General features: G+C 69.0%; 14 protein-coding genes. 5 read left to right on the plus strand and 9 right to left on the minus strand.

Annotation, left to right across the window (positions count from 1 at the left end; translation table 11 throughout):
* Positions 1-4: 4 nt before the first annotated feature.
* The gene (locus tag AC1XX3_RS05420) at positions 5-2,269 is read right to left on the minus strand and encodes a YhgE/Pip domain-containing protein (protein WP_483320043.1); all 2,265 of its coding nucleotides are present in this window, start codon (positions 2,267-2,269) and stop codon (positions 5-7) included.
* Between the two features lie 45 nt (positions 2,270-2,314).
* Positions 2,315-5,035, minus strand: a complete 2,721-nt coding sequence (locus tag AC1XX3_RS05425) for an MMPL family transporter (protein WP_483320044.1) — start codon at positions 5,033-5,035, stop codon at positions 2,315-2,317.
* A 196-nt stretch (positions 5,036-5,231) separates the two neighbouring features.
* Between AC1XX3_RS05425 and AC1XX3_RS05430 the strand changes: the two genes are divergently transcribed.
* Positions 5,232-5,888, plus strand: a complete 657-nt coding sequence (locus AC1XX3_RS05430; RefSeq protein WP_483320045.1) for a TetR/AcrR family transcriptional regulator — start codon at positions 5,232-5,234, stop codon at positions 5,886-5,888.
* Positions 5,889-5,952: 64 nt separating this feature from the next.
* Here AC1XX3_RS05430 and AC1XX3_RS05435 read toward each other — a convergent pair whose 3' ends face one another.
* Entirely contained in the window at positions 5,953-6,528 is a 576-nt protein-coding gene (locus tag AC1XX3_RS05435; protein WP_483320046.1) for a DUF2087 domain-containing protein, read from the minus strand.
* 159 nt (positions 6,529-6,687) lie between these two features.
* Between AC1XX3_RS05435 and AC1XX3_RS05440 the strand changes: the two genes are divergently transcribed.
* Together AC1XX3_RS05440 and AC1XX3_RS05445 are read left to right on the plus strand one after the other, a co-directional pair.
* The gene (locus AC1XX3_RS05440; protein ID WP_483320047.1) at positions 6,688-7,734 is read left to right on the plus strand and encodes an MsnO8 family LLM class oxidoreductase; all 1,047 of its coding nucleotides are present in this window, start codon (positions 6,688-6,690) and stop codon (positions 7,732-7,734) included.
* Positions 7,735-7,772: 38 nt separating this feature from the next.
* Positions 7,773-8,897 (plus strand): hypothetical protein, encoded by a 1,125-nt coding sequence (locus AC1XX3_RS05445; protein WP_483320221.1) that lies wholly within the window; start codon positions 7,773-7,775, stop codon positions 8,895-8,897.
* Between the two features lie 27 nt (positions 8,898-8,924).
* Here the strand turns inward: AC1XX3_RS05445 and AC1XX3_RS05450 are convergent, their stop codons facing one another.
* Positions 8,925-9,506: a TetR/AcrR family transcriptional regulator gene (locus AC1XX3_RS05450; RefSeq protein ID WP_483320048.1), complete on the minus strand. Its 582-nt coding sequence runs from the start codon at positions 9,504-9,506 to the stop codon at positions 8,925-8,927.
* 65 nt (positions 9,507-9,571) lie between these two features.
* Between AC1XX3_RS05450 and AC1XX3_RS05455 the strand changes: the two genes are divergently transcribed.
* Positions 9,572-10,039 carry a YqeB family protein gene (locus AC1XX3_RS05455; protein WP_483320049.1) on the plus strand — a complete coding sequence of 156 codons (468 nt, stop codon included), beginning with the start codon at positions 9,572-9,574 and terminating at the stop codon, positions 10,037-10,039.
* On the opposite strand, the gene AC1XX3_RS05460 is transcribed toward AC1XX3_RS05455, so the two are convergent.
* From AC1XX3_RS05460 to AC1XX3_RS05480, 5 genes are all read right to left on the minus strand, one after another.
* On the minus strand, positions 9,981-12,644 hold the full coding sequence (locus tag AC1XX3_RS05460; protein ID WP_483320050.1) for an HAD-IC family P-type ATPase: 2,664 nt from the start codon (positions 12,642-12,644) through the stop codon (positions 9,981-9,983). The genes AC1XX3_RS05455 and AC1XX3_RS05460 overlap by 59 nt on opposite strands.
* A 21-nt stretch (positions 12,645-12,665) precedes the next feature.
* Positions 12,666-14,417: a hypothetical protein gene (locus AC1XX3_RS05465; protein ID WP_483320051.1), complete on the minus strand. Its 1,752-nt coding sequence runs from the start codon at positions 14,415-14,417 to the stop codon at positions 12,666-12,668.
* 2 nt (positions 14,418-14,419) lie between these two features.
* Positions 14,420-16,084: an extracellular solute-binding protein gene (locus AC1XX3_RS05470; protein ID WP_483320052.1), complete on the minus strand. Its 1,665-nt coding sequence runs from the start codon at positions 16,082-16,084 to the stop codon at positions 14,420-14,422.
* Between the two features lie 101 nt (positions 16,085-16,185).
* Positions 16,186-17,133, minus strand: coding sequence for a carbohydrate ABC transporter permease (locus AC1XX3_RS05475; protein ID WP_483320053.1), 948 nt, complete (start codon positions 17,131-17,133; stop codon positions 16,186-16,188).
* Complete coding sequence (locus tag AC1XX3_RS05480) at positions 17,130-18,071, minus strand: ABC transporter permease subunit (protein WP_483320054.1); 942 nt, start codon at positions 18,069-18,071, stop codon at positions 17,130-17,132. Before AC1XX3_RS05480 ends, AC1XX3_RS05475 begins: the two co-directional genes overlap by 4 nt.
* A 278-nt stretch (positions 18,072-18,349) precedes the next feature.
* On the opposite strand from AC1XX3_RS05480, the gene AC1XX3_RS05485 reads away from it, so the two are divergent.
* The gene (locus AC1XX3_RS05485; protein ID WP_483320055.1) at positions 18,350-20,098 is read left to right on the plus strand and encodes an acyltransferase; all 1,749 of its coding nucleotides are present in this window, start codon (positions 18,350-18,352) and stop codon (positions 20,096-20,098) included.
* The last annotated feature ends 176 nt before the right edge of the window (positions 20,099-20,274 follow it).

A 20,274-nucleotide genomic window follows, 5' to 3' on the forward strand; every position in this document is an offset into this window, starting at 1 on the left:
CCGGTCAGGCTTCGACCACCGTCCGACCGGGCAGCACCACCCGACGGCGGGCGATGGCCAGCACCCCGGCGGTGGCAGCCACCACGAGCCAGCCCAGCAGCAACCCGGCGGCACCCCCGGCGCCCGTACCGTCAGCGGCGATGGCTCGGAAGCCGTCCAGCGCCGGCGTCAGGGGCAGGAAGGGCCGCACCTGGTCGAAGAACTCCGGCAGCGCCGAGGTGATCGCGCCGGCGGCCGCGAGCACGACCAGCACCACCGAGACGAACCGGCCGACTCCGCCGAACCAGGCGACGAGCGCGTGGTTGATCGCGACGAAGGTGAGGCCGGTGAGCAGGGCGAAGCCGAGCAGCGTAACGACGGTCCCGGCCGACAGGTCGAGCAGCGACTGGATCATCAGCGTCAACGCCAGCGCCTGGACCGACACCGCGACGACGCCGGGCAGCCAGCCCTGGACGGCGAGCCGCCAGGAGGGCTTCATCGAGGTCAGCACCCGTGCGGTCACCGCACGCAGCACCACGTACGTCGCCAGGGCACCGATCCACAGCGCGACGACGGCGAGCAGGGTGGTGGTGGCCACGTCGGAGAAGATCGAGTCGGCCCGCTCGTGGGTGACCGGTGTGGTGACCACGGCCGACAGCTTGGTCCGCTCACTCTCGCTGTAGGTGGGGATCTGGTCCTTGCCCTCGTCCAGCCCGGTGGCCAGCTGCTTGGCGCCATCGGCGAGCGAGCCGCCGCCGTCGCTGAGCTTGACCAGGCCGGCGTTCAGCTGGTTGGCGCCCTCGGCCGAGGCCGCAGTGCCGTCCGCCAGCTGTGAGGCACCGGTGGCGAGCTGTCCGGTGCCTTCGGCCAGCTGCGACGCACCGTCGCTGGACTGGCCGATGCCCTTGCTCAGCGCGGTGATCCCGGTGGCGAACTGGTCGGTTCCGGTGGCCAGAGTCTTCAGCCCTGTGGCCAGGTCACGCGACCCGCCGGCCAGCCCGTCGACGCCGGTGGCGATGCCATCGGCCCCGGTATCGAGCTGCTTGGCGCCCTTGCTCAGCTCGGTTGCGCCGGTCTCGAGGCTCTTGGCGCCGCTGGCCAGTTCGGCAGCGTTGTCAGACAGCGTGCCGGCCGAGGTGAGCAGGCCGGGCTGGTTGTTCGGCTGATCGGCCAGCCCTTGGACGGCGCCGGTCGCCCCGGCGCGGACGCCGTTCTGGAACACCTCGCACAGTGGCCCCTGGAGTTCCGGCGGGCACGCGATGGCGTCGCGCTGGAGCTGCTTCATGGCCTGGGAGTAGCGCTGCAGACCGGCGGCGTACTGCTTGCTCCCGGCGGCGTAGGCGGTCATCCCGTCGCTGTAGTCGGAGACGCCCTTGGCGAAGGTGGCCGTTCCATCGGCGTTGGCCTGGGTGCCCTTGGTGAAGGCGGGCAGGTTCTTGTTCAGCTGCGCCGCGCCGTCGGCGAGCTGATCGGCGCCGTCGGCCGCGTCGTCGGCACCCTTGGCCAGCTGCTTGCTCTGCTTCGGCAGCTCAGCCGTGCCGTCAGCCAGCTTCTTCAGGCCGGTGGCGAGCTGGGTCGTACCGGTGCCGAGCTCGCCGACGCCGGTGGACAGCTGCTGGGCGCCGTCGTCGAGCTGGCCAAGGCCCGTAGCCAGGTCCTTGGTGCCGGTCTGCGCACCGTCGATGCCCTTGGAGAGCTCGCCCGCGCCGTCCGACAGCTTGCCCGCCGCGTCGGCGACCGTGCCGAACTGCTTGGAGACGTCGTTGAACCCGACGTAGATGTTCTGCAGGTACTGCTCGGTCAGCTGGGTGTTCAGGGTGCGCGTCGCCGCGTCGGCGATGGCCTGACCGATCGCTGGGTCGGACAACCCGGTGATCTGCGAGGTCTGTACGTCGATCGTGGCGGCCTGCGCCTCGTCAGCGTCAGCCTTGGAATAGGACGTGGCCCTGGCCGAGAAGCTCTTCGGGATGGTGACGACTGCGGCGTAGCGGCCCGCCGCCAGACCCGAGGCGGCGTCGTCGGGGTCACTCAGCACCCAGCTGAAGTTCTGCTCCTCGTCGCTCGCCACCAGCCCGCCGGACAGTTGCCGGCCCAGTGGCACCAGCTGCTTGCCGATGGTGACCGGCTCGTCCAGGTTGACGACCGCGGCCTGCACCCGGTCCAGCCGGGTGTTGGAGTCCCAGGTCGCCCAGAGGAACCCACCCGCGATGACCAGCGGGATGAGGATGAGCCCGATCAGGGACAGCGGTCCCGCTTTGCGGGAGGTGCCGGCACGTTCCAGGGTGAACATCGTCGATTGCCTTCTTGTTCGAGTCGGGATCAAAGCTGCAGAGACTTAGAACTGGGCGGGGGCTGGCTCGGCGGCCGACCCCAGCGTCAGGTAGGAGTACGTGCTGGGCATCAGGTCGGCGAGCGCACGGTGGTCCGCGACCGCCATCACGACCGCCTGTGAGCTGCCGCTGGCCGCCACCTCGTCCAGCAGGTTGGCCAGCGCGGCCCGGTCGTCCGGGGCGGTCACGGCGTCGGCGTGGTCGAGGAAGATCACGGCCGGCTGCTCGGCCTGCACCGCCCGCAGCTCGCGGCGCAGGTCGGTGCCGGCCTGCGGCCGGGTCAGCTCGGCGCAGTCGACGAAGGCGGTCCGGCGGCGTACGGTGCCGGCCTGCTCCGGCAGCACCAGCGACGCCACCTTCGTACGTCCGGAGGTCAGCTTCATCCGACCGGCCAGCGTCAGCAGCAGCGATGTCTTGCCGCTGCCGGAGGCACCGTCGACCACGACGATCTCCCTGGCCCGGGCCCGGACGGCGACGTCGGTGCTGGCTCCCACCGCCAGGCCCTCGGCGTAGACGAGGTGATCATCATCAGGGCTGGGCCATGAAGCCAGCGACACCTGGTGCGCCAGCGACTCCCCCTCCACGTCGAAGGACGGCAGCCGGGAGTCGATCCAGCGCGGCAGCCACCAGGCGCGTCGCCCCAGCAGCGCCAGCACGGCCGGCACCAAGATCATCCGGACGATGAAGGCGTCCACGAACACCCCAACGGCGAGGCCGAAGGCGATGGTCTTGATCGGCCCCTCTCCCTCGGGGACGAACGCGGCGAAGACCGCGAACATGATCACCGCAGCGGCCACCACGACCCGGGACGAGGCCAGGAACCCGCTTCGGATGGCGGCCTGCGCGTCCCCACCGTGGACGTAGTCCTCGCGGATCCGCGACACCAGGAAGACCTCATAGTCCATCGCCAGACCGAACAGCACGCCCATCAGCAGGATCGGCAGGAAGCTGATCACCGGTCCGGTCTGGGCGACGTTGAGCGGCCCGGCGAACCAGCCGTGCTCGAAGACCAGCGCGGTGGCTCCGAACGAGGCACCGACGCTGAGGAGATAGCCCACGGTGGCCTTGAGCGGCACGGCGATGGAGCGGAACACCATGGTCAACAACACCAGCGACAACCCGACCACCAAGATGCCGAAGGGCAGCAGCGCCTTGCCCAGCTGGTCGGAGACGTCGATGGCGACGGCGGTGTAACCGGTGACGGCGATCGGCACGTCATATTTCTCGGCGAACTGGTCCTTCATCGACCTCAGCTGGAGCACCAGTTCCTTGGTCTCGGGCGAGTCGGGGCCGGTGGTGGGGATGACCTGCACGATGCCGGTGTCGGCGTTCTGGTTCGGGGTGGCGAGCGGGACGCTCGCGACGCCCGGCAGCTCGCGGATGTCGTCGGCGATGCCCTCCATCACCCCGAGCGGGTCGTCGGAGCCGACGATGGTCGCCGAGACGACGAGCGGACCGTTGTAACCCTCTCCGAACCGCTCGCTGACCAGGTCGTACGTCGTCCGCGCCGCCGTACCGGGGTCGGCGCTGCCGTTGTCCGGCAGAGCGATCCGCAGGTCCTTGGCCGGGTAGGCCAGGGCACCGAGGGCCGCGACCACGACAACGATGGTGATCACCGGCCACTTGGTGACCGCGGCGACCCAGCGGTCGGCGAGGCCACGGCGCGGACGGCGCCGGGCCTTCCCGGCCGCGCGCGGGGTGCGCTGCTTGGGGGTGAGCTTGGCACCGGCGAAGCCGAGCAGGGCCGGCAGCAGGGTGAGGGCGATCAGCACCGCCACGGCGACACCGATCGCGGCGGCCACGCCCATCGTGGTCAGGAACGGGATGCCGGCGACGGCCAGGCCGCAGAGCGCGATCATCACGGTCAGCCCGGCGAAGACCACAGCCGATCCGGCGGTGGCCACCGACTGCGCGGCGGACTCCTCCGGGTCCATCCCGCGGCCGAGCTGGTCACGGTGTCGGGACAAGATGAACAGCGCATAGTCGATGCCGACCGCCAGCCCGAGCATCAGAGCCAGCATCGGCGTAGTGGAGGAGATGGTGGCCAGCCCGGTCGCGCCGAAGATCAGCACCATCGTGATCGCCACGCCGAGCAGAGCCGTGAGCAGCGGCATCCCGGCCGCGCGGAGCGAGCCGAGGGTGAAGAACAGCACGACCAGGGCGACCAGTACGCCGAGCGCCTCGATGATGCTGAGATGCACGGTGTTGACCGAGAACGCGTCGCCACCGACTGAGGCCTGTGAGCCGGGCACGCCGGCCTCGAGGGCATCGGTCTGCTGCTGGAGCCCGTCGAGGGTCGACTGCTGGATCTCGGGGCCGGACACCGAGAGCTGCACCGTGATGATCGCGGCGGACTTGTCGTCGGAGATCACCCCGGTGACCATCTTGTCGAAGGGTGAGGTGACGCTGTCGATCTGTCCGACCTGCTCGAACCGGGGCAGGCTGTCCTCGATCGCGTCCCGGACCTCAGCGTCGGTGACGCTATCGCCGGGCGGCGCGACGAGGATCACCTGGGCCGAGGTGCCACTGACCTGCGGGAAGGTCAGCGCCAGTGAGTCGAGCGCGGTCTGCGACTCGGTCCCGGGGAGGGTGAACTCCTCGTCGAACGACTTGGCGATGCCGAGCGCCAGACCGCCGAGCAGGACCAGCGCCGCCAGCCAGGCCAGCAGCACGGTGAGGTGGCGCCGGTAGGCCGCCCGGCCGAGGCCGTAGAGAAAGGTGGACACGAGATGCTCCGCTTCAACGCCGATTGACCGATACGCGGGCGCATCGGATACGCAACTGTATTCGATACACCAACGTATCGAAACCTTGCATACCGTGAACCGCGCCACATACGATGCGACCACTGCTGGTTGCTGGCTCCGCACACCGCGCCCCGCCGGTGCGTACCACGATCCCCCGACCTCGAAACGGACCGCGATGACCGACCTCCTCGGCGCTGCCGCGACGCCGCTGACCGCCCGCCGCGCGCACACCCGCGACAAGCTGATGACGGCGGCCGTCGCGGTGTTCGCCGAGCGCGGCATCATCGGCTCCAGTGTCGAGCAGATCTGCGAGGTCGCCGGTTTCACCCGAGGCGCGTTCTACTCCAACTTCACGGGCAAGGACGACCTCGTCCTCGCGCTCATCCGACATGCCCAGGCCATCCAGTATGCCGCGGCCGAGCAGGCCGTGGCCACGCTCAAGGACGTCGAGAACGCCGAGGACGATCTGCCCGAGCAGCACCGGGCTGACCATCTGGTCTCGAAGGCGCTGGAGGCCTTCGTCGAGGGCGGTCTCGCGGGCCGCGAGTGGATCCTCACCTCCGAGGAGCTGCTGCTCTACGCCGCGCGGGAACCGTCGGTCCGCGGCGAATATTTCGCCTTCGAGGCGGACAGCTGCCGCCAGTTCGCCGAACTGATCACCGAGGCCGTGGAGTACGCCAAGGTGGAGTTCACTGTGCCGTTCGACGATGCCATCGCCTTGATGCGTGCCACTCACCGCCAGCTGCAGATGGACGCGCTGCTCACCGGTACGCCGTTCAACACAGCGCTGATGCGTCAGCTGCTGCTGTCGATCACCCGGCCCACCGACTGACCACGACGAACGAGGAGCGCGCGCGGCGGACCTGCGCTGCCGCCGAGGTGGCAGCGCGAGGTGGTCATTCCGCGTCGTCGACGCGCCGATAGTCAGTGCTGGCACCGCGACGTAGTTGACGGGAGTCGACCAGGAACCGGCGCAAGGTGGCCGGGTCATCACTGACCTGACCCAGGAGGTCGTTGACCTCCTGCTCAGTGAGCACCACGCCGGTCGGGAACAGCCGCACGAGCAGCTCGGCCAGCCGACGGCGGTCGTCGTCCCGACTGGCGTGCGGCAACTCGGTCAGCCTGCCGTAGCTGAAGAACCGGCCGAGCTCTGGGGCGCCGCGCAGCAGCTTGGTCATCGGCAGGTCCGCCACCAGCGCCTCCGCGGCCGCGACCAGGGGTCCTTGGTCGGCAGCGACCCGATGTCCGGTGATCGACATCAGCCCCGCCTCCTTGAGCCGCACCACCTCTTTGATCAGCTCGCGGACCTCCCAGCCGAGTTCGTCGGCGAGCCCTTCAACAGTGACCGGCAGGTCGGCCGCCTGCCGCTGGATCACGGCGTCGAGCAGCCGGAGCCGCAGCGGGCTGCTGACCGCGGCGAGCATCACGGCCGCTCGATGGGTGGTGATCACCGCGGGGGCGTTCGCAGACACGGACAGCAGTCTGGATCAGCGCTGATGAGGCCGCCACCGGATTTCCAGGCCTGGCAGCCGGGCCGAACCAACAAGAAGATCACCCGACTAAGCATCTGCTACGGTCCGACACGATCGCCGCGCCATCGGGTGCGTGGCAGCCCGCGTCGAAGGAGCACCATGAGGCTATCCGTTGTCGACCTGGGCACCGTGGCCCCTGGCACTACCGAGGTCGAAGCCCTGGCTGACTCGCTGGCCGTCACCCGGCACGCCGAGGCTGTGGGATTCCACCGGGTGTGGTTCGCCGAGCACCATCTCAGTCGCTCCGGCGCGTCGCACCACCCTGAGCTGCTGATCGCCGCAGCGGCGATGCAGACCTCTCGCATCCGTCTCGGTTCGGGCGCGGTGCTGATGAACCACTACAGCCCGTTCAAGGTTGCCGAGATGTTCAAGCAACTCGAGGCGATGGCTCCGGGCCGCATCGACCTCGGGATGGGACGGGCCACCGCCGGTCCGGTGATCGACCTGGCCCTGCAGCAGAACCGCCAACAACCGGCGCGCGCCGACCACCAGCAGCAGGTCCTCGAGACGCTCTCCTGGCTGTATGACGCCTTTCCGAGCGACCATCCGTTCGCCGGGAACCGCCTCGTGGACACGGTGGCCGGGGTGCCGCAGACCTGGTTGCTCGGCTCCAGCCCCAACGGATCCAACCTCGCCGCGGGCCTCGGTATCGGCTACACCTTCGCCGGGTTCATCAACCCCGCCGGCGCGGCTCCAGCACTCCGGCATTACCGCAGCACGTTCCAGCCGCAGGGGTTCGGACTCGAGGCGCCCCGCGCCATCCTCGCCGTCAACGTCACCGTCGGCGACACGCTGGCCGACGGGATGCACCTGGTGAGCTCGGCCAAGGGCTTCTACGCCCGGCTACGGCGGGTCGGCGGTGGGGCAACCATCCCTTCGGCGGATGACGGCGAACGCGAGCTCACCCCGACCGAGAAGGACGAGCCCACCCAGATCGTGGACGGTCGGTGGCCGCGGTTCGTGGCCGGCGGCCCGGAGGAGGTCCGAGCGACCCTGGAGCAGATGGTCGAAGCCAGCGGCGCGGATGAGGTCATGGTGCAGGACCTGATCGCCGACCCGGTGGCCCGCCGGCGTTCCCACGCCCTGCTCGCCGAAGCGTTCGGCCTGGAGCCGCGAGCGGAACCGGCGATGCCCGCGGCGCAATGACCGACGACGCCCGGCGCGGCAGCCGCTAGGTTGACCGGATGTTCTCGAGGCGGCCTCACGGCGTCCTGCGCTTCCTCGGCGCGACGGCACTCGTTGTGGCGATGATGGCGGGTCTGGCGACCGGCTGCAGCGCCCCGCCGACGGTGCCCGAGCAGCCGTACGAGCACGGACCTTTGAACGAGACCTCGGTCGCGGTCCCGGTCGCCACCGGCGGCGAGGTGGACCTGGTGGCGGCCGGACTCGAGCAGTCGGGCTTCTTCTGCGCCGAGGTCCGGGCCAACGACCGGACCCGTCAGGTGTGGTGCCGCGCCGCCGTACCGACTGAGACTGACCCGGCCGTCACCGTGGTCAATGTGATCACCGACCGGGACGGAACAGTCCAGTACGCCGACATCATGGCGCCCGAGCTGATGTCCGACCAGACCTCCGATCCCGGCCAGGTCAACCGGCTGCGGTCGGTCCTGGATGCGTCGTTCCTGTCGCTGTGGCCCGACGACGCCGAGGAGGTGCACTCAGTGATCACTGAGGTCGCCGCCGGCGGCGGCGGTCTGGACCCGGACGACCCGCATCCACCGATCCGCGAGGAGGCCAGCACCAAGAATGCGCGGTACACCATCGGCGAGGGCAGACACGTCGCCGGCCTGGCCGAGGTCAGCGGCAACCCGGTGCTGTCGGCCCACCTGGTCACCTCAGCGGCGCTGAACCGGAGCTGGCCGCTCGGCGGCGACCACTACGCCACCACCACGGTGGCGGCCGGTCCGGGCCTGGAGGCCGGCGGCTTCGACTGCTACGGGCCGCAGCAGGCTCCGTGCACCCGACCGGCCGGCAACCAGCAGGTCGACTACCGCACGCCGGTGGCGAGCGACCAGATCGTCTGGGTGCAGTTCTTCATTCCCGGGGCAACTGGCCCCGCCGCCGGTCCAGACGCGCTGGCCCGGCACGGCTTCCCGCAGGGCCTGACCTTCCTGACCCCGACCGTCCGCGCGGAGGTCGAGGCGAAGATCCTCACCGTACGCCGCAGTCCCGCGCCGTTCCTCGGAATCGTGGCCGGCACCGTCGTCCAGGTCGAGCCACCGCCGCCGCCCTTCCCGGCCGGGATCACCGCCCACCCCGTCACCGTCACGATCGGGGTCCCACTGGTCGAGCCGGGGCCGGCGTCCTGATCAGTCCCGACCGGCGGGGCGGGCTGATCAGTCGCGACCCGACGGAGCGAGCCCGTCGGGGCTGAACCCGTGAGCCAGCGTCAGCACCATCAGCTCGCCGACCTCATGCCGGGTCCGGGTGCCTTCGCGCAGCGTCAAGAACGCGGCGAACAGTGAGGTCCACAGCACTGTGCCGATCCAGTCCGCCGGCAGCGAGGGGTTCAGACTGCCGTCGTCCTGCCCGCGCTGAACCACAGCCGCCATGGCGTCGTCGTCGGTGTCCTGGTCGCTCCAGCTGTCGGGGTCCACGAGGGCGTTGTCGCTGAAGACCAGCCCGAGGATGTCGTCTTGCTCGAGCAGGCTCAGGCAGTATCGCTGCAGGGCCTCCAGCCCCGTACCCTCCTCGAGCCGGGCGCGCTCGGCAGCCTGACCGAACCGCTCCCGGCAGACCTGGTCGACGGCTTCGACCAGCTGTTCGCGGCTACCGAAGTATCTGTTCACCGTGGTCCGGCCGACGCCGGCCCGACGCGCGACCTCGCCCAGACTCGCAGAGGTGTCCACCGACCAGGTGGTGATCGCCGCGGCGACGATGTCGCGGGAGGTACGGGATGCGGTGGGCGAGGAACTCACCGCATCAGCGTAGCCGAATAGAACATCTATTGACCACTCTGGAACATTCATGTTCCAATATCGAGATGGACTCCGATCCGGTGCGCATCGCCGCACCCCGCAGCGACGTCGTGTGGTCCTGCGTCCTGCTCGGCGTCGCCGGGATGGTGCTCGGTGCGCTGCTGCCGATACTCGCCCAGTGGGTGCTGTCACTGCCGTGGGCTCCATTGCGGGGGCCGCTGGAACTGGTGGAACTCATCTCCGGCAAGACGCCACGCTGGGCGCTCCCGGCGATCGGCCTGGTCGCCGGGATCCTGTTCGCGGCGGTCGACCTGAACGGCGAGCCGGTGATCACCGTCAGCCGGCGTGAGGTGGTGATCACGAAGGGTGACCAGCGGACTCGGGTGGCCCGCAGCCAGGTGCGCGAGGCCGAGGTGGAGGGCAGATACCTGGTGCTGCGCGACGGTGCCGACGTCGAGCTGGTGCACCAGAAAGTCAGCGGCGACGCTCGCGCACTACAGACCGCCCTCCGCGAGCACGGCTGGGCCGACTGACCACGGCAGCCACCGGCGGCCGCACACTCGCCCCCTCCGCAACCGACGCCCCGGCCTCCGCCGCAGCCGGCTCCGGCGTCGGCTCGGGCAGCCCCAGCAGCCGGTCCATCAGGCGCAAGCGATACGTCGCCGCCTGAGCAACGAACCAGAATGCCAGCACCGGCACCACCGTCGCATACACCAGCGGGGCAGGCCGGGCGAGCCCGAAGTAGTCGCGGACCGGCCCGATCACCAAGGCGGCGACCAGCCCGATCAGCAGTGCAACCACCAACATGGCGGGCCGCCGGTCCGGCACCGGCCGGGTCCAGGCGGCGAACAGTCGGCTGGGCGGGGCGAGGAACAAGATCAACAACAGCGAAGCCAGCGAGACGAAGATGGACAGCCCGGTCTGCGCCCCTACGGTGGCCGCCGCCTCGGTGAAGTCGGCGTCCACACCGTAGGTCAGACCGGTGTACTGCTCGAACTCGGCGGCCAACCGGTCCCCCAGCGCTGGGTCGTCGAAGGCTTCGGTGACGCGGGTGTAGAGGTAGGTGTAGACAGCAACCCCGCACCCGGCCGTGAGGACGGCGCTCGGCAACACGAAGCGCGCCAGGTTGAGCAGCAGGTGTGGATCCGGTCGGCGGGGCGGTGCCCAGGCGGTGAGGAAGATCGTCGGCAGACCGACGGTGAACAACGTCAGTCCGGTCTGGGCCGGCGAGTACGGGAACCCCAGCCCGAGCATGGTGACCATAACGATCACCAGGGCCTGGGTGGCCACCCGGGCGAGAAAGACCTGGGTCGACGTCTCGATGCCACTGAGAATGCGCCGGCCGGCCAGACGGGCGGGCAGCAGCGCGGCCAACGAGTCGTTCAGCAACACGATGTCGGCGACGTCGCGGGTCACGGCGCTGCCGCTGCGCATGGCCACGCCGACGTGGGCCGCCTTCAACGCGCGAGCGTCGTTCACCCCGTCCCCGACCATCGCCACGTAGTGGCCCTGCTGCCGCAGCGCTGTAACGAGGCGCTCCTTCTGCTCCGGAGCGACCCGGCCGAAGACGAGGCCGCCCTCGACCACCGCGGCCAGCTCGGCGTCGGTCAGCTGCGCCAGGTCGGATCCGTTCGTCGGTGCGGCATCGGCCAGCCCGACCCGGCCGACGAGAGCAGCAACCGTGTCGGGGTCGTCACCGGAGATGACCTTGACGACGATCCCCTCGCCCTGCAGCCGTGCGATCGTCTCCGGGCCGTCAGCCCGAAGCTCGTCGGCCAGCGCCACCACCGCGAGCGGCTCCACCGCCGGCAGCACCGGGCTGCCGTCGGCATGGTGCAGCGCGGCAGCCGGGTCGACGGCGCGGGCGAAGAGCAGAACCCGCAGCCCTTGTGTGGTCCGGGCGCGCACCGCTGCGGTCAGCTCAGGTCCGTGGCAGTGTTCAGCCAGAGCGTCCGGCGCGCCCAGCACCCAGGTGGCGCCGTCGGTTCGGATGGCGCTCCACCGCTGGGAGGAGTGGAACACGACCTCGTCCTGGACCGGCATCGAGTGCCCGGGCAGCTCGCCGGCCAGCGCGTCGGTGGTCGGGTTGGCGGCACGGGTGCTGCGGGCCATCGAACCGAGAGCGGTGCTCACCAACTCGGCGTCGTGCCCGGCCATCGGCACCACCTCGGCCACCGTCAGCCGTCCGGTGGTGAGGGTGCCGGTCTTGTCCAAGCAGAGCACGTCGACGTTGCTGACCGACTCCACCGCATTCACCCGCTGCACCAGCGCCCCTCGGCGGGAGGCGTTGACGGCACCCGCGGTGTAAGCCAGGACGACGAGGAAGAACAGGCCGTAGGGCACGAGCCCGGACAGGACGGCGGTGATCTGCACGACCCGCACCACCGACAGCCCTTCCAGCGCCGCCTGGGCGAGGATGGCGCCGGCCATCAGCACCACCAGCACCATCACCAGCCGGACGCAGAACGCGATCTGATGCTGCAGCGGCGTGCTGTCGGTCGTGGCCCGCCTGGCGTCGGCGGTCAACCGGTTGGCGTAGCTGGCCGACCCGACGTCGCGGGCGAGCTGGAACCCGCCTCCCCCGACGCAGTAGCTGCCGGACAGCAGGTCATCACCGGGGCCGCGGGACTGCGGGTCCGCCTCACCGGTGAGCAGCGACTCGTCGACCTCGACCGTACCCTCGAGCACCGGCCCGTCCACGACGAGCTGATCGCCGGGGCGTACTCGGACCACGTCGCCGCGGACCACCGCCTCCGGCTCAAGCTCGCCGTCCCGGCCATCGCGGACCACGACCACCGGGGTACGGGCCAGCAGCTGCAGCCGGTCGAGCTGGCGCTTGGCCCGGATCTCCTGCACCGCGCTGACGGCAGCGTTCAGCACCGCGATCCCCACGCTGATCACGGCGTCGTTGTCGCGACCCAGCGCCAGGAGTCCGGCGCCGATGACGAACAGGATGGAGTTGTAGAGATTGAAGACGTTGGTCCGCAGGATCCGTCGATAGCTGCGGGAGGTGACCGAGACGGCGCGGTTGGCCTCGCCCGCGCGTCGTCGAGCCTCGGCTTCGTCACTGGTCAGCCCGGTCAGCGGCGCGGTGGCTGACAGACCGCTCGGGAGACCGTGCGGCGGCGGGGTCGACATCACCCCATTGTGGGGCAGCGGTCAGCTGACCAGCGACCAGGAGAGGGTGGAACCCGGCTCTGCCAGATCGATCCGCACCAGCCCACATCGTGCCCGGCGGTTCTCATAGCCGTACGGCAGCACCAGCACCCGTTCCACCGCCCCCTCGACAGCGACGTCGAGGGTCTCCGCGCCGAGGGTGATCCGTACCCCAGCGGCGGTGGTGGCCACCTCGCTGACCAGTCCGTCGCCCAGATCCTGCGGGTACGGGACCAGCAGAGTGCGGTGCACCGGCTCCCCGGACAAGGTCTCGACCACGGCGATACCGTCGTCGGTGCAGGTCACCCGGGCACCGTAGGAGCGCTCGCCGACGTCGCCGAGCATCACCACCGAACCGAACTCCACACCACCGTCGGCCACCGCGAGCTGGGTCCGCGGCGTGTGCGCCACCGAGCTCAGCGCGCGCACCGGCGCGGGTCCGGGACCGGAGCGGACAGCGAGCCCGGGGTTGACCCAGCCACCGGTGGAGCCGGCGGCGGACAGGTGCCGCGCGGAGCTGACCAGATGCAGCCACCGGTCCACACCGAAGGTGACGTCCACCACGCCGGCTCCGTCGTAGTCATCGTCGGGCCGACTCTGCACGGCGACCGAGATCCGGCCGCGGTGCAGCACCCCCCGGTAGGTCGGCTCCGGTTCGGCCAGCGCCATCGTGGCCCGGCTGTCGAGATCGGTCGGCGGCTCGTCGGAGCCGAACCCGGCGATCACCGCCGAGGCCAGGAACGCCAGCGCCAGCGGCGAGTAGTGCCCGTCCGCGGTGTAGTTCTCGTAGCCGACCCGCAGCTCGGGCGCCAGCCGGTTCTGCACCGGCGCTATGCTGCGGTCGTTACGCTGCCAGCGGAGCAGGGAGTCGTACGCGCGCCAGGCGGCACGGCCCGCCTCGTGCTGCTGGTCGTCCGAGCCGAGGCCCAGCACCCGCGAACCGGTGAACAAGGCGATCTGGGCGCCCAGCACCCAGGTCTGGCCGGCGCTGCGGAAACCGGAGGCCATCGATCCGTCCGACAGCTGCATGGCCAGACTGCGCCGCACCCCGGTGGTGAGGAAGTCAGCGATGCGGTCGCGGTGACGTCCGTCGTAGCCCGACTGCAGCAGATCGGTCAGATGGGCGCGGGTGAACAGGTCGTACGCGTTGGGCAGCCCTCGCTCGAGATACATGCCCAGCTCGAGATGCAGTCCCTCCCGCGGTCCGCGGCGGAAGAAGATCTCCAGCCAGTCGTCGAACTGCTCCCGGCTGGTCGGTGACAGCCCTGCGGTGAGCCGCAGCCATTCGCCGGTCATCCAGACCATCGCCCAGTTGGACGGTGGCCGGGCGCGGAAACTGGCCTCGACATCGACTGCCGCGATCCGCTCGGCCCGGGAAGCCGTCGCCGGATCGTCACCGGTCAGCGCGAGGTGCGTCTTGAGGATCGGTGGCCAGGTGAAGTCGCGATGGTTCAGTCGGCCGGTGATGCTCAGCGTGGTCCGGTCGAAGCCCGATGCGTGCGGTGGCAGCGACGGGTCACCGGTATGCCGCAGGGCGGCATCCAGCACCAGCTCCGCCCGCCGCCGGTAGGCCGCCTGGCGCTCCCCGGTGGTGCGCTGAGCCAGCACCGCGCAGCACCACCCGTAGTAGGCACTGCCGTACTGGGTGGGAACCCCGAAGACGGGGTCGGCCAGTGCCCCGTCCTCGCCCAGCAGATCGCTGAACGAGTCCGTCGCACCGGCCAACCACGCCTGCGGTTCGAGCCGGTCGATCACGCTTACTTCGGGCCGCCGTTCTGCTGCAGCTGCTCCTCGTACTCCTTGCGCATCGCGTCGCCCGCGCCGTTGCGCCAGGTCGACACGAGGGCGTCGAGGCCGGTGAGCGGCTTGCGGCCCTGGATGATGTCGTTCACCGCGTCGTTGAACGCCTTGTCCACGGTGGCGTTCTTGGTCGCCGCGGTGTTGGAGAACAGACCGATGACCGGGTTGTTGATCCCGGTCGGGATCTCCAGCGACTGGTACGCGTGCTGGGTGTCGGCGTCCTGCGGCCGTCCCGGCATGTAGATCGTGTACGGGCTGTCCGCCAGGTAGCGGATCGGCAGCACCGCGTTGGCCGTACCGGTCTTGGTCAGGACCGGGTTGCCGTCGCCGTCCATCTTGTGATCGACGCCCTCCTGGCCATACAGCCGGTACTTGTACTCCTCGGTGCCGAACGGCGCCGCGAGCCAGTTGAGCACCCGCAGGATGAGCTTGAGCTTCTCCGGGTCCTCCTGCTTCTTGATCGCGTTGATGGCGAACACGCCGCTGCCATTGGCCCAGTGGGCCAGCTCGCCGCCCTCGCGCTGGTAGACCGGCATCAGACCCAGCTTGAAGTCCGGGTTGCCGGTGTTGTCGAGGATGTACTGGGTCCAGCCCGGATAGCCGTCGGCCGCGTTGATGGCCACCGTGCCGGCGTTGAACAGCTGCTTGAACGGCTGCGCCGGGTTGAAGGAGTCGGGGTGCATGACACCGGACTTCCACATCGCCGCAAGGTCGGTGATCGTCTGCTTGTACTGCTCCGTCTCGTACATGTGGGTGAGCTTGCCGCCCTCCTCGGCCCACACGTTCGGCTCGTCGTTCATCCGGCCCAGCAGCTGACGCGGCTGGTTGACCAGGCCGAAGGCCCAGCGACGCTTCTTCGGGTCGGTCAGCGCCTTGCTGGTCTCGACCAGCTCCTCATAGCTCTTCGGAGCCGGATCGACGCCGGCGGCCTCGAACAGGTCCTGACGGATGAAGTGGTAGTTGCCGATGGCGCCACGCGGGATCGGGATGCCGTAGATGCCGCCGTTGTAGATCGCCGACTTCCAGGTGCGGGTCGGGATGTTGGCGAGGTTCGGGTATTCCTTGATCGCATCGCCGGCGAGGTGCTCACTCAGGTTCTGGAACCGCTTGTCCAGCAGCTGGGGCTGGTTTGGCACCGGCGGCGGCGAACCGTTCGGGAACTGCAGCATGTCGGGCAGCTCGTTACCGGCGATGGTGGTGGCGAACTTCTGCTGATAGTCGGCGTTGCTGACCATCTGCAGGTCGAGCTTCACTCCGAGGCGTTCGTTCAGACCGGCCCAGTAGCTGTTGCGGTCAGGACCCGGCGGAACGGCGTAGTAGATGTTCGCCATGCCGGTGATGGTCTCACCGTTGCCTGGCTTCTCGGCCACAGACTTCGGGTTGTCGCTGGGGAAGTTGCGGAACGCCGGGTCGACGCCCTCCTCGGTCCCGGGCAGGTCGGGCTTCAGACCGGTGTAACCGACGTAGGTGGGCAACTGGACCGCGTTGTTGACGCTGGCGTCGTTGGTGGCGCTGTCGCCGCCACCGCCACCGCAGCCACTGAGGCCGCCCGCGCCCAGGAGCACGGCCGTTCCTCCGGCTCCGGCGAGTAGCTTGCGCCGGCTGAATGCACTGGCTGACATGGATCCTCCTCGATCCGACATCGTGGTCGGTCTGTTTGTGGTTGGAAGTTGTACGGGTCGTACTGGCGAGCGATCGAGCGATCGAGCGATCGAGCGGCGGATCAGCCCTTGACGGCGCCGATCATCACGCCCTTGGCGAAGTGACGCTGCAGGAAGGGATAGAGCAGCAGGATCGGCACGATGGCGATCACCAGGATGGCCATCTGCAGCGAGAGCTGGGGTGGGAGCGCCTCGGTGGCGTTCTGGTCGGCCCCGATCGAGGTCTGGTTCACCACGTAGGTACGCAGCACCAGCGACATCGGCCACTTGTCAGTGGTCTGGATGAAGAGCAGGGCATTGAAGAACGCGTTCCAGTACGCCACCGCGTAGAACAGTCCGATCACCGCGAGCACCGCTTTGGACAGCGGCAGCACGATCCGGAACAGGATCGTCGCGCTCGACGCACCGTCGATCGCAGCGGACTCGAACAGCTCCTGCGGCAGCTCCTGGAAGAACGCCCGCATCACGATGACGTTGAAGGCGTTGATCAGCACCGGCAGGATCAGCGACCACCACGAATCCAGCAGGTTGAACTGCTTGACCACCAGATAGGTCGGGATCAGGCCCGGGGAGAACAGCACCGCACCGAGCACCAGCATCAGGATCGGCTTGGCGCCGGCCGCATTGGGTCGGGACAGCCAGTAGGCCATGCCCGCCGTGGCGGCCAGGGAGAGCAGAGTGCCTACGACCGTGATCAGAACGGAGATCACCGTGGCCCGGGTGACCACACCACCCGAGAGCACCGTTCGGTAGGCCTCGAAGCTGATTCCGGTCGGAAACATCACCATGCCGCCGCCGGAGGCGTTGATGGTCTCCTGGTCCGCGATCGAGGTGGCGATGACCGACCAGAACGGCACCAGCACCAACAGCACCGAGATGGCCAAGACGATGAACTTCAGCAGCTGGACGATCGGGTTGGGCTTCTCCTGCCACGGTGGCCGCTTCGGCCCACCTTTGGCCTGGCGGGGGACGATGTCGTCGCCGATGGTGGACTGCTCCAGTGTGGTCACTTCTCGTACACCCCTCGCTCGCCGAAGACGTGGGCCAGCTTGTTGGCCCCGATCACCAGTAGGACTCCGACCACGCCCTTGACCAGACCGGCCGCGGTCGATATGCCCCAGTTCCCGCCCACGATGCCGTTGTTGTAGACCCAGGTGTCGAGCACCTCGCTGGCCTCCAACCCGACCGGTCCCTGCTGCAGGATGATCTGCTCGAACCCGACCGACAGGCTGCTGCCCAGACGGAGGATGAGCAGCAGGATGAACAGCCCTTTCAGCGCCGGCAGCGTGATGTTGATCATCCGCTGCCAGGAGGTGGCGCCGTCGACGGCAGCGGCCTCGTACTGCTCCTGATCGATCCGGGAGATCGCCGCCAGGAAGATGATCGTTCCCCAGCCGGCGTCCTTCCAGATGACCTGGCTGGTGACGAGCGCCTTGAACAGCTCCGGGACGCCGATGATCTGGATGATCGGCAGGTCGTTCTGCACCAGGAAGGTGTTCAGCATGCCTGCGTTGCCCAGCATCTGCTGGAACAGCGCGACCACGATCACCCAGGACAAGAAGTGCGGGAGATAGAGGATCGACTGCAACGTCCGCTTGAGCCGCTCACCGGCCAGGCTGCTGAGCAGCAGGGCCAACACCAGCGGGATCGGGAAGACCAGCACGGTCTGGATCACCGTCAGGATCAAGGTGTTGATCAGTGCGTTGCGGAAGTCGGGGTTGCCGTCCCACAGGAACGAGAAGTTCGTGACGCCGACCCACTCGGACTCGCCGATGCCGAGGTAGGGCTGGTAGTCCTGGAACGCGATCACGTTGCCGAGCAGGGGCAGGTAATGGAAGCCGATCAGCAGCAGCGCGCCGGGCAGTCCGAGCAGGATCAACAGCTTGTCGCGGGAGAGCCGTTTCAGCACTCGCGCCGCCGTGCTCGTCGTCGGAACGGGCCGATCCACCGCCTCAACCTGGGACCCTGACGGAAAGCGCTTGCGCGCTATGTCAAGATCTGTCTGTCGACTCATGAGTCGTCACCTACTTCGTCGGAGGGGTTCAGCCTGAACCAAGGGTGCAAGGTGCGTTGGCAACAATCAGCCACGACGACCGTAGCCGCCGAGCACGAGATCAAGGTACGGCCAGATAAAAGGCAGCAGCAAACGTTTGCCAAAATTTTCCATATCCGCGCAGCGGGCGGTTTGGCGTATCCCGGTGCCACCTAGAAAGCGATGGAGCTTCGATGTCCAGCCACGATGTGTCCCCGTTCAACCGACACCCACACGACTTCTCCCCCTGGTACTTCTGGCGCACCGCTGAGCCGGCTGCGCAGCAGCGTCAGCTGGACCTCCAGGCGGAGTTCGTCGCCCGGCAGCCGGACTCCTCCTCCTTCGGAGAGCGGTGCTTCGTCAGCGAGCTCGCCGAGGTGCAGAACACCGAGCTGCGGCTCGGCGACGACAGCTATATCGCCGCCGGCGCCTATCTCTCGGACCGGCTGGTCACCGGCCGCAACTGCACCATCAACGCGTACGCCGTGGTGCGCGGCAACATCACCTTGGGCAACGCCGTCCGGATCGGGGCGCACACCTCGATCCTGGGTTTCAACCACACCATGACCGACCCCGAGGTGGAGGTCTTCCGGCAGCCGATCAGCTCCAAGGGCATCACCATCGGCAACGACGTGTGGGTCGGATCGCATGTCGTGATCTTGGACGGGGTCACCGTGGGTGACCGGTCAGTGCTGGCGGCCGGCGCTGTGGTCACCAAGGACGTACCCGCCGGCGCGGTGGTCGGCGGCAACCCGGCACGGTTGATCCGCTGGCGGGTCCCCCCGGCGACCGGAGCCGGCCCGACTCCCTCGGGTGACCTGGGCGAGCGGCTGGTGGCCTTCGTCCGCCGAGCCAAGGAGCAGGCGCCGGACATCCTGGCCCGCTCCTGGAATCCCGACCTGCCCGGCGGCCAGTTCGTCGATCGACCCGGCCACCATCCGACGGTCCGGGCACAGGACGACGCCATCGAGATCGCCGACCTGCTGCTCGGCACGGCTCCCACGCAGCTGCCGGCCGAGGAGCAGATCGCCCGGCTGCGCAGCTGGCAGGACCCCAAGACGGGTCTGGTCCCCGAGCTGGACGCCGAGGGCCACCTGCTGCCGGCACCGACCGACATGTATGAGGGCCCGGCGATCTATCACGTGCTTTCGGTGGGTTACGCCCTCGACGTGCTGGGCAGCGAGTTCGAGCACCCGATCCACGCCGTCGCGGACTGTGACCCGGACACTCTGGTCCGTGACCTGGCCCAGCAGCCCTGGACGACCCGAGCCTGGGGCTCGGGTGCCTGGGTCGACATGATCGGCACCGCGCTGCGCTGGAACCTGGCCCGTGGCGTCTCGGGCCGCGACGGCACCGCCGACGCCCTGTTCGGCTGGCTGGTCACCCGCGCCGACCGCCGGACCGGGATGTGGGGGTCCCCCACGCCCGAGGAAGGCATGCTGCAGGTGGTGAACGGGTTCTATCGCGCCTCCCGAGGCACCTTCGCCCAGTTCGACGTGCCGCTGCCCTATCCCGAGCGGGTCATCGACACCGTCCTGGAGCACGTGCGCAACCCGCAGCTGTTCGCCGCTGACCGGCAGAACGCCTGCAACGTGCTCGACGTCGCGCACCCGCTGTGGCTGGCGCGCAAGCAGACGGCGTACCGCTCCGAGGAGATCGTCGCGCTGTCCCGGCGGCTGTTGTCGGATGCGCTGGGACGCTGGACCGACGGGCAGGGCATCGGCTTCCAGGCTCCGCACCCCGACACCAAAGCGCTGGATCGGAGCATCCCCGGCCTGCAGGGGACCGAGATGTGGCTGGCGATCATCTGGCTGCTGTCGGACCTGGTCGGTCTGGCTGACCTGGTCGGCTACCGTCCGCGCGGGGTGCACCGGCCGGAGCCGGCCCCCCCTCTGCGATTGAGGTGTGATAGCGCGCAGCGATACGCAGGCTCAGGCCGATGAGCGAGTGTTCAAGATCGGACTGCAGGACTAGGGTCGAAGGATGCAAGCAGACGAGCACCGCCCGAGGGGAGCCAAGGTCACGAAGGACTACAGCAGCCTCCCGCCAAGCGGGGGGCTTGACGAGATCATCGCCAGTGTCGATGCCGAGCCGGTGCCGGACCCCCTTGCGGGGCGGA

It is taken from the genome of Microlunatus sp. M237, assembly GCF_056896895.1.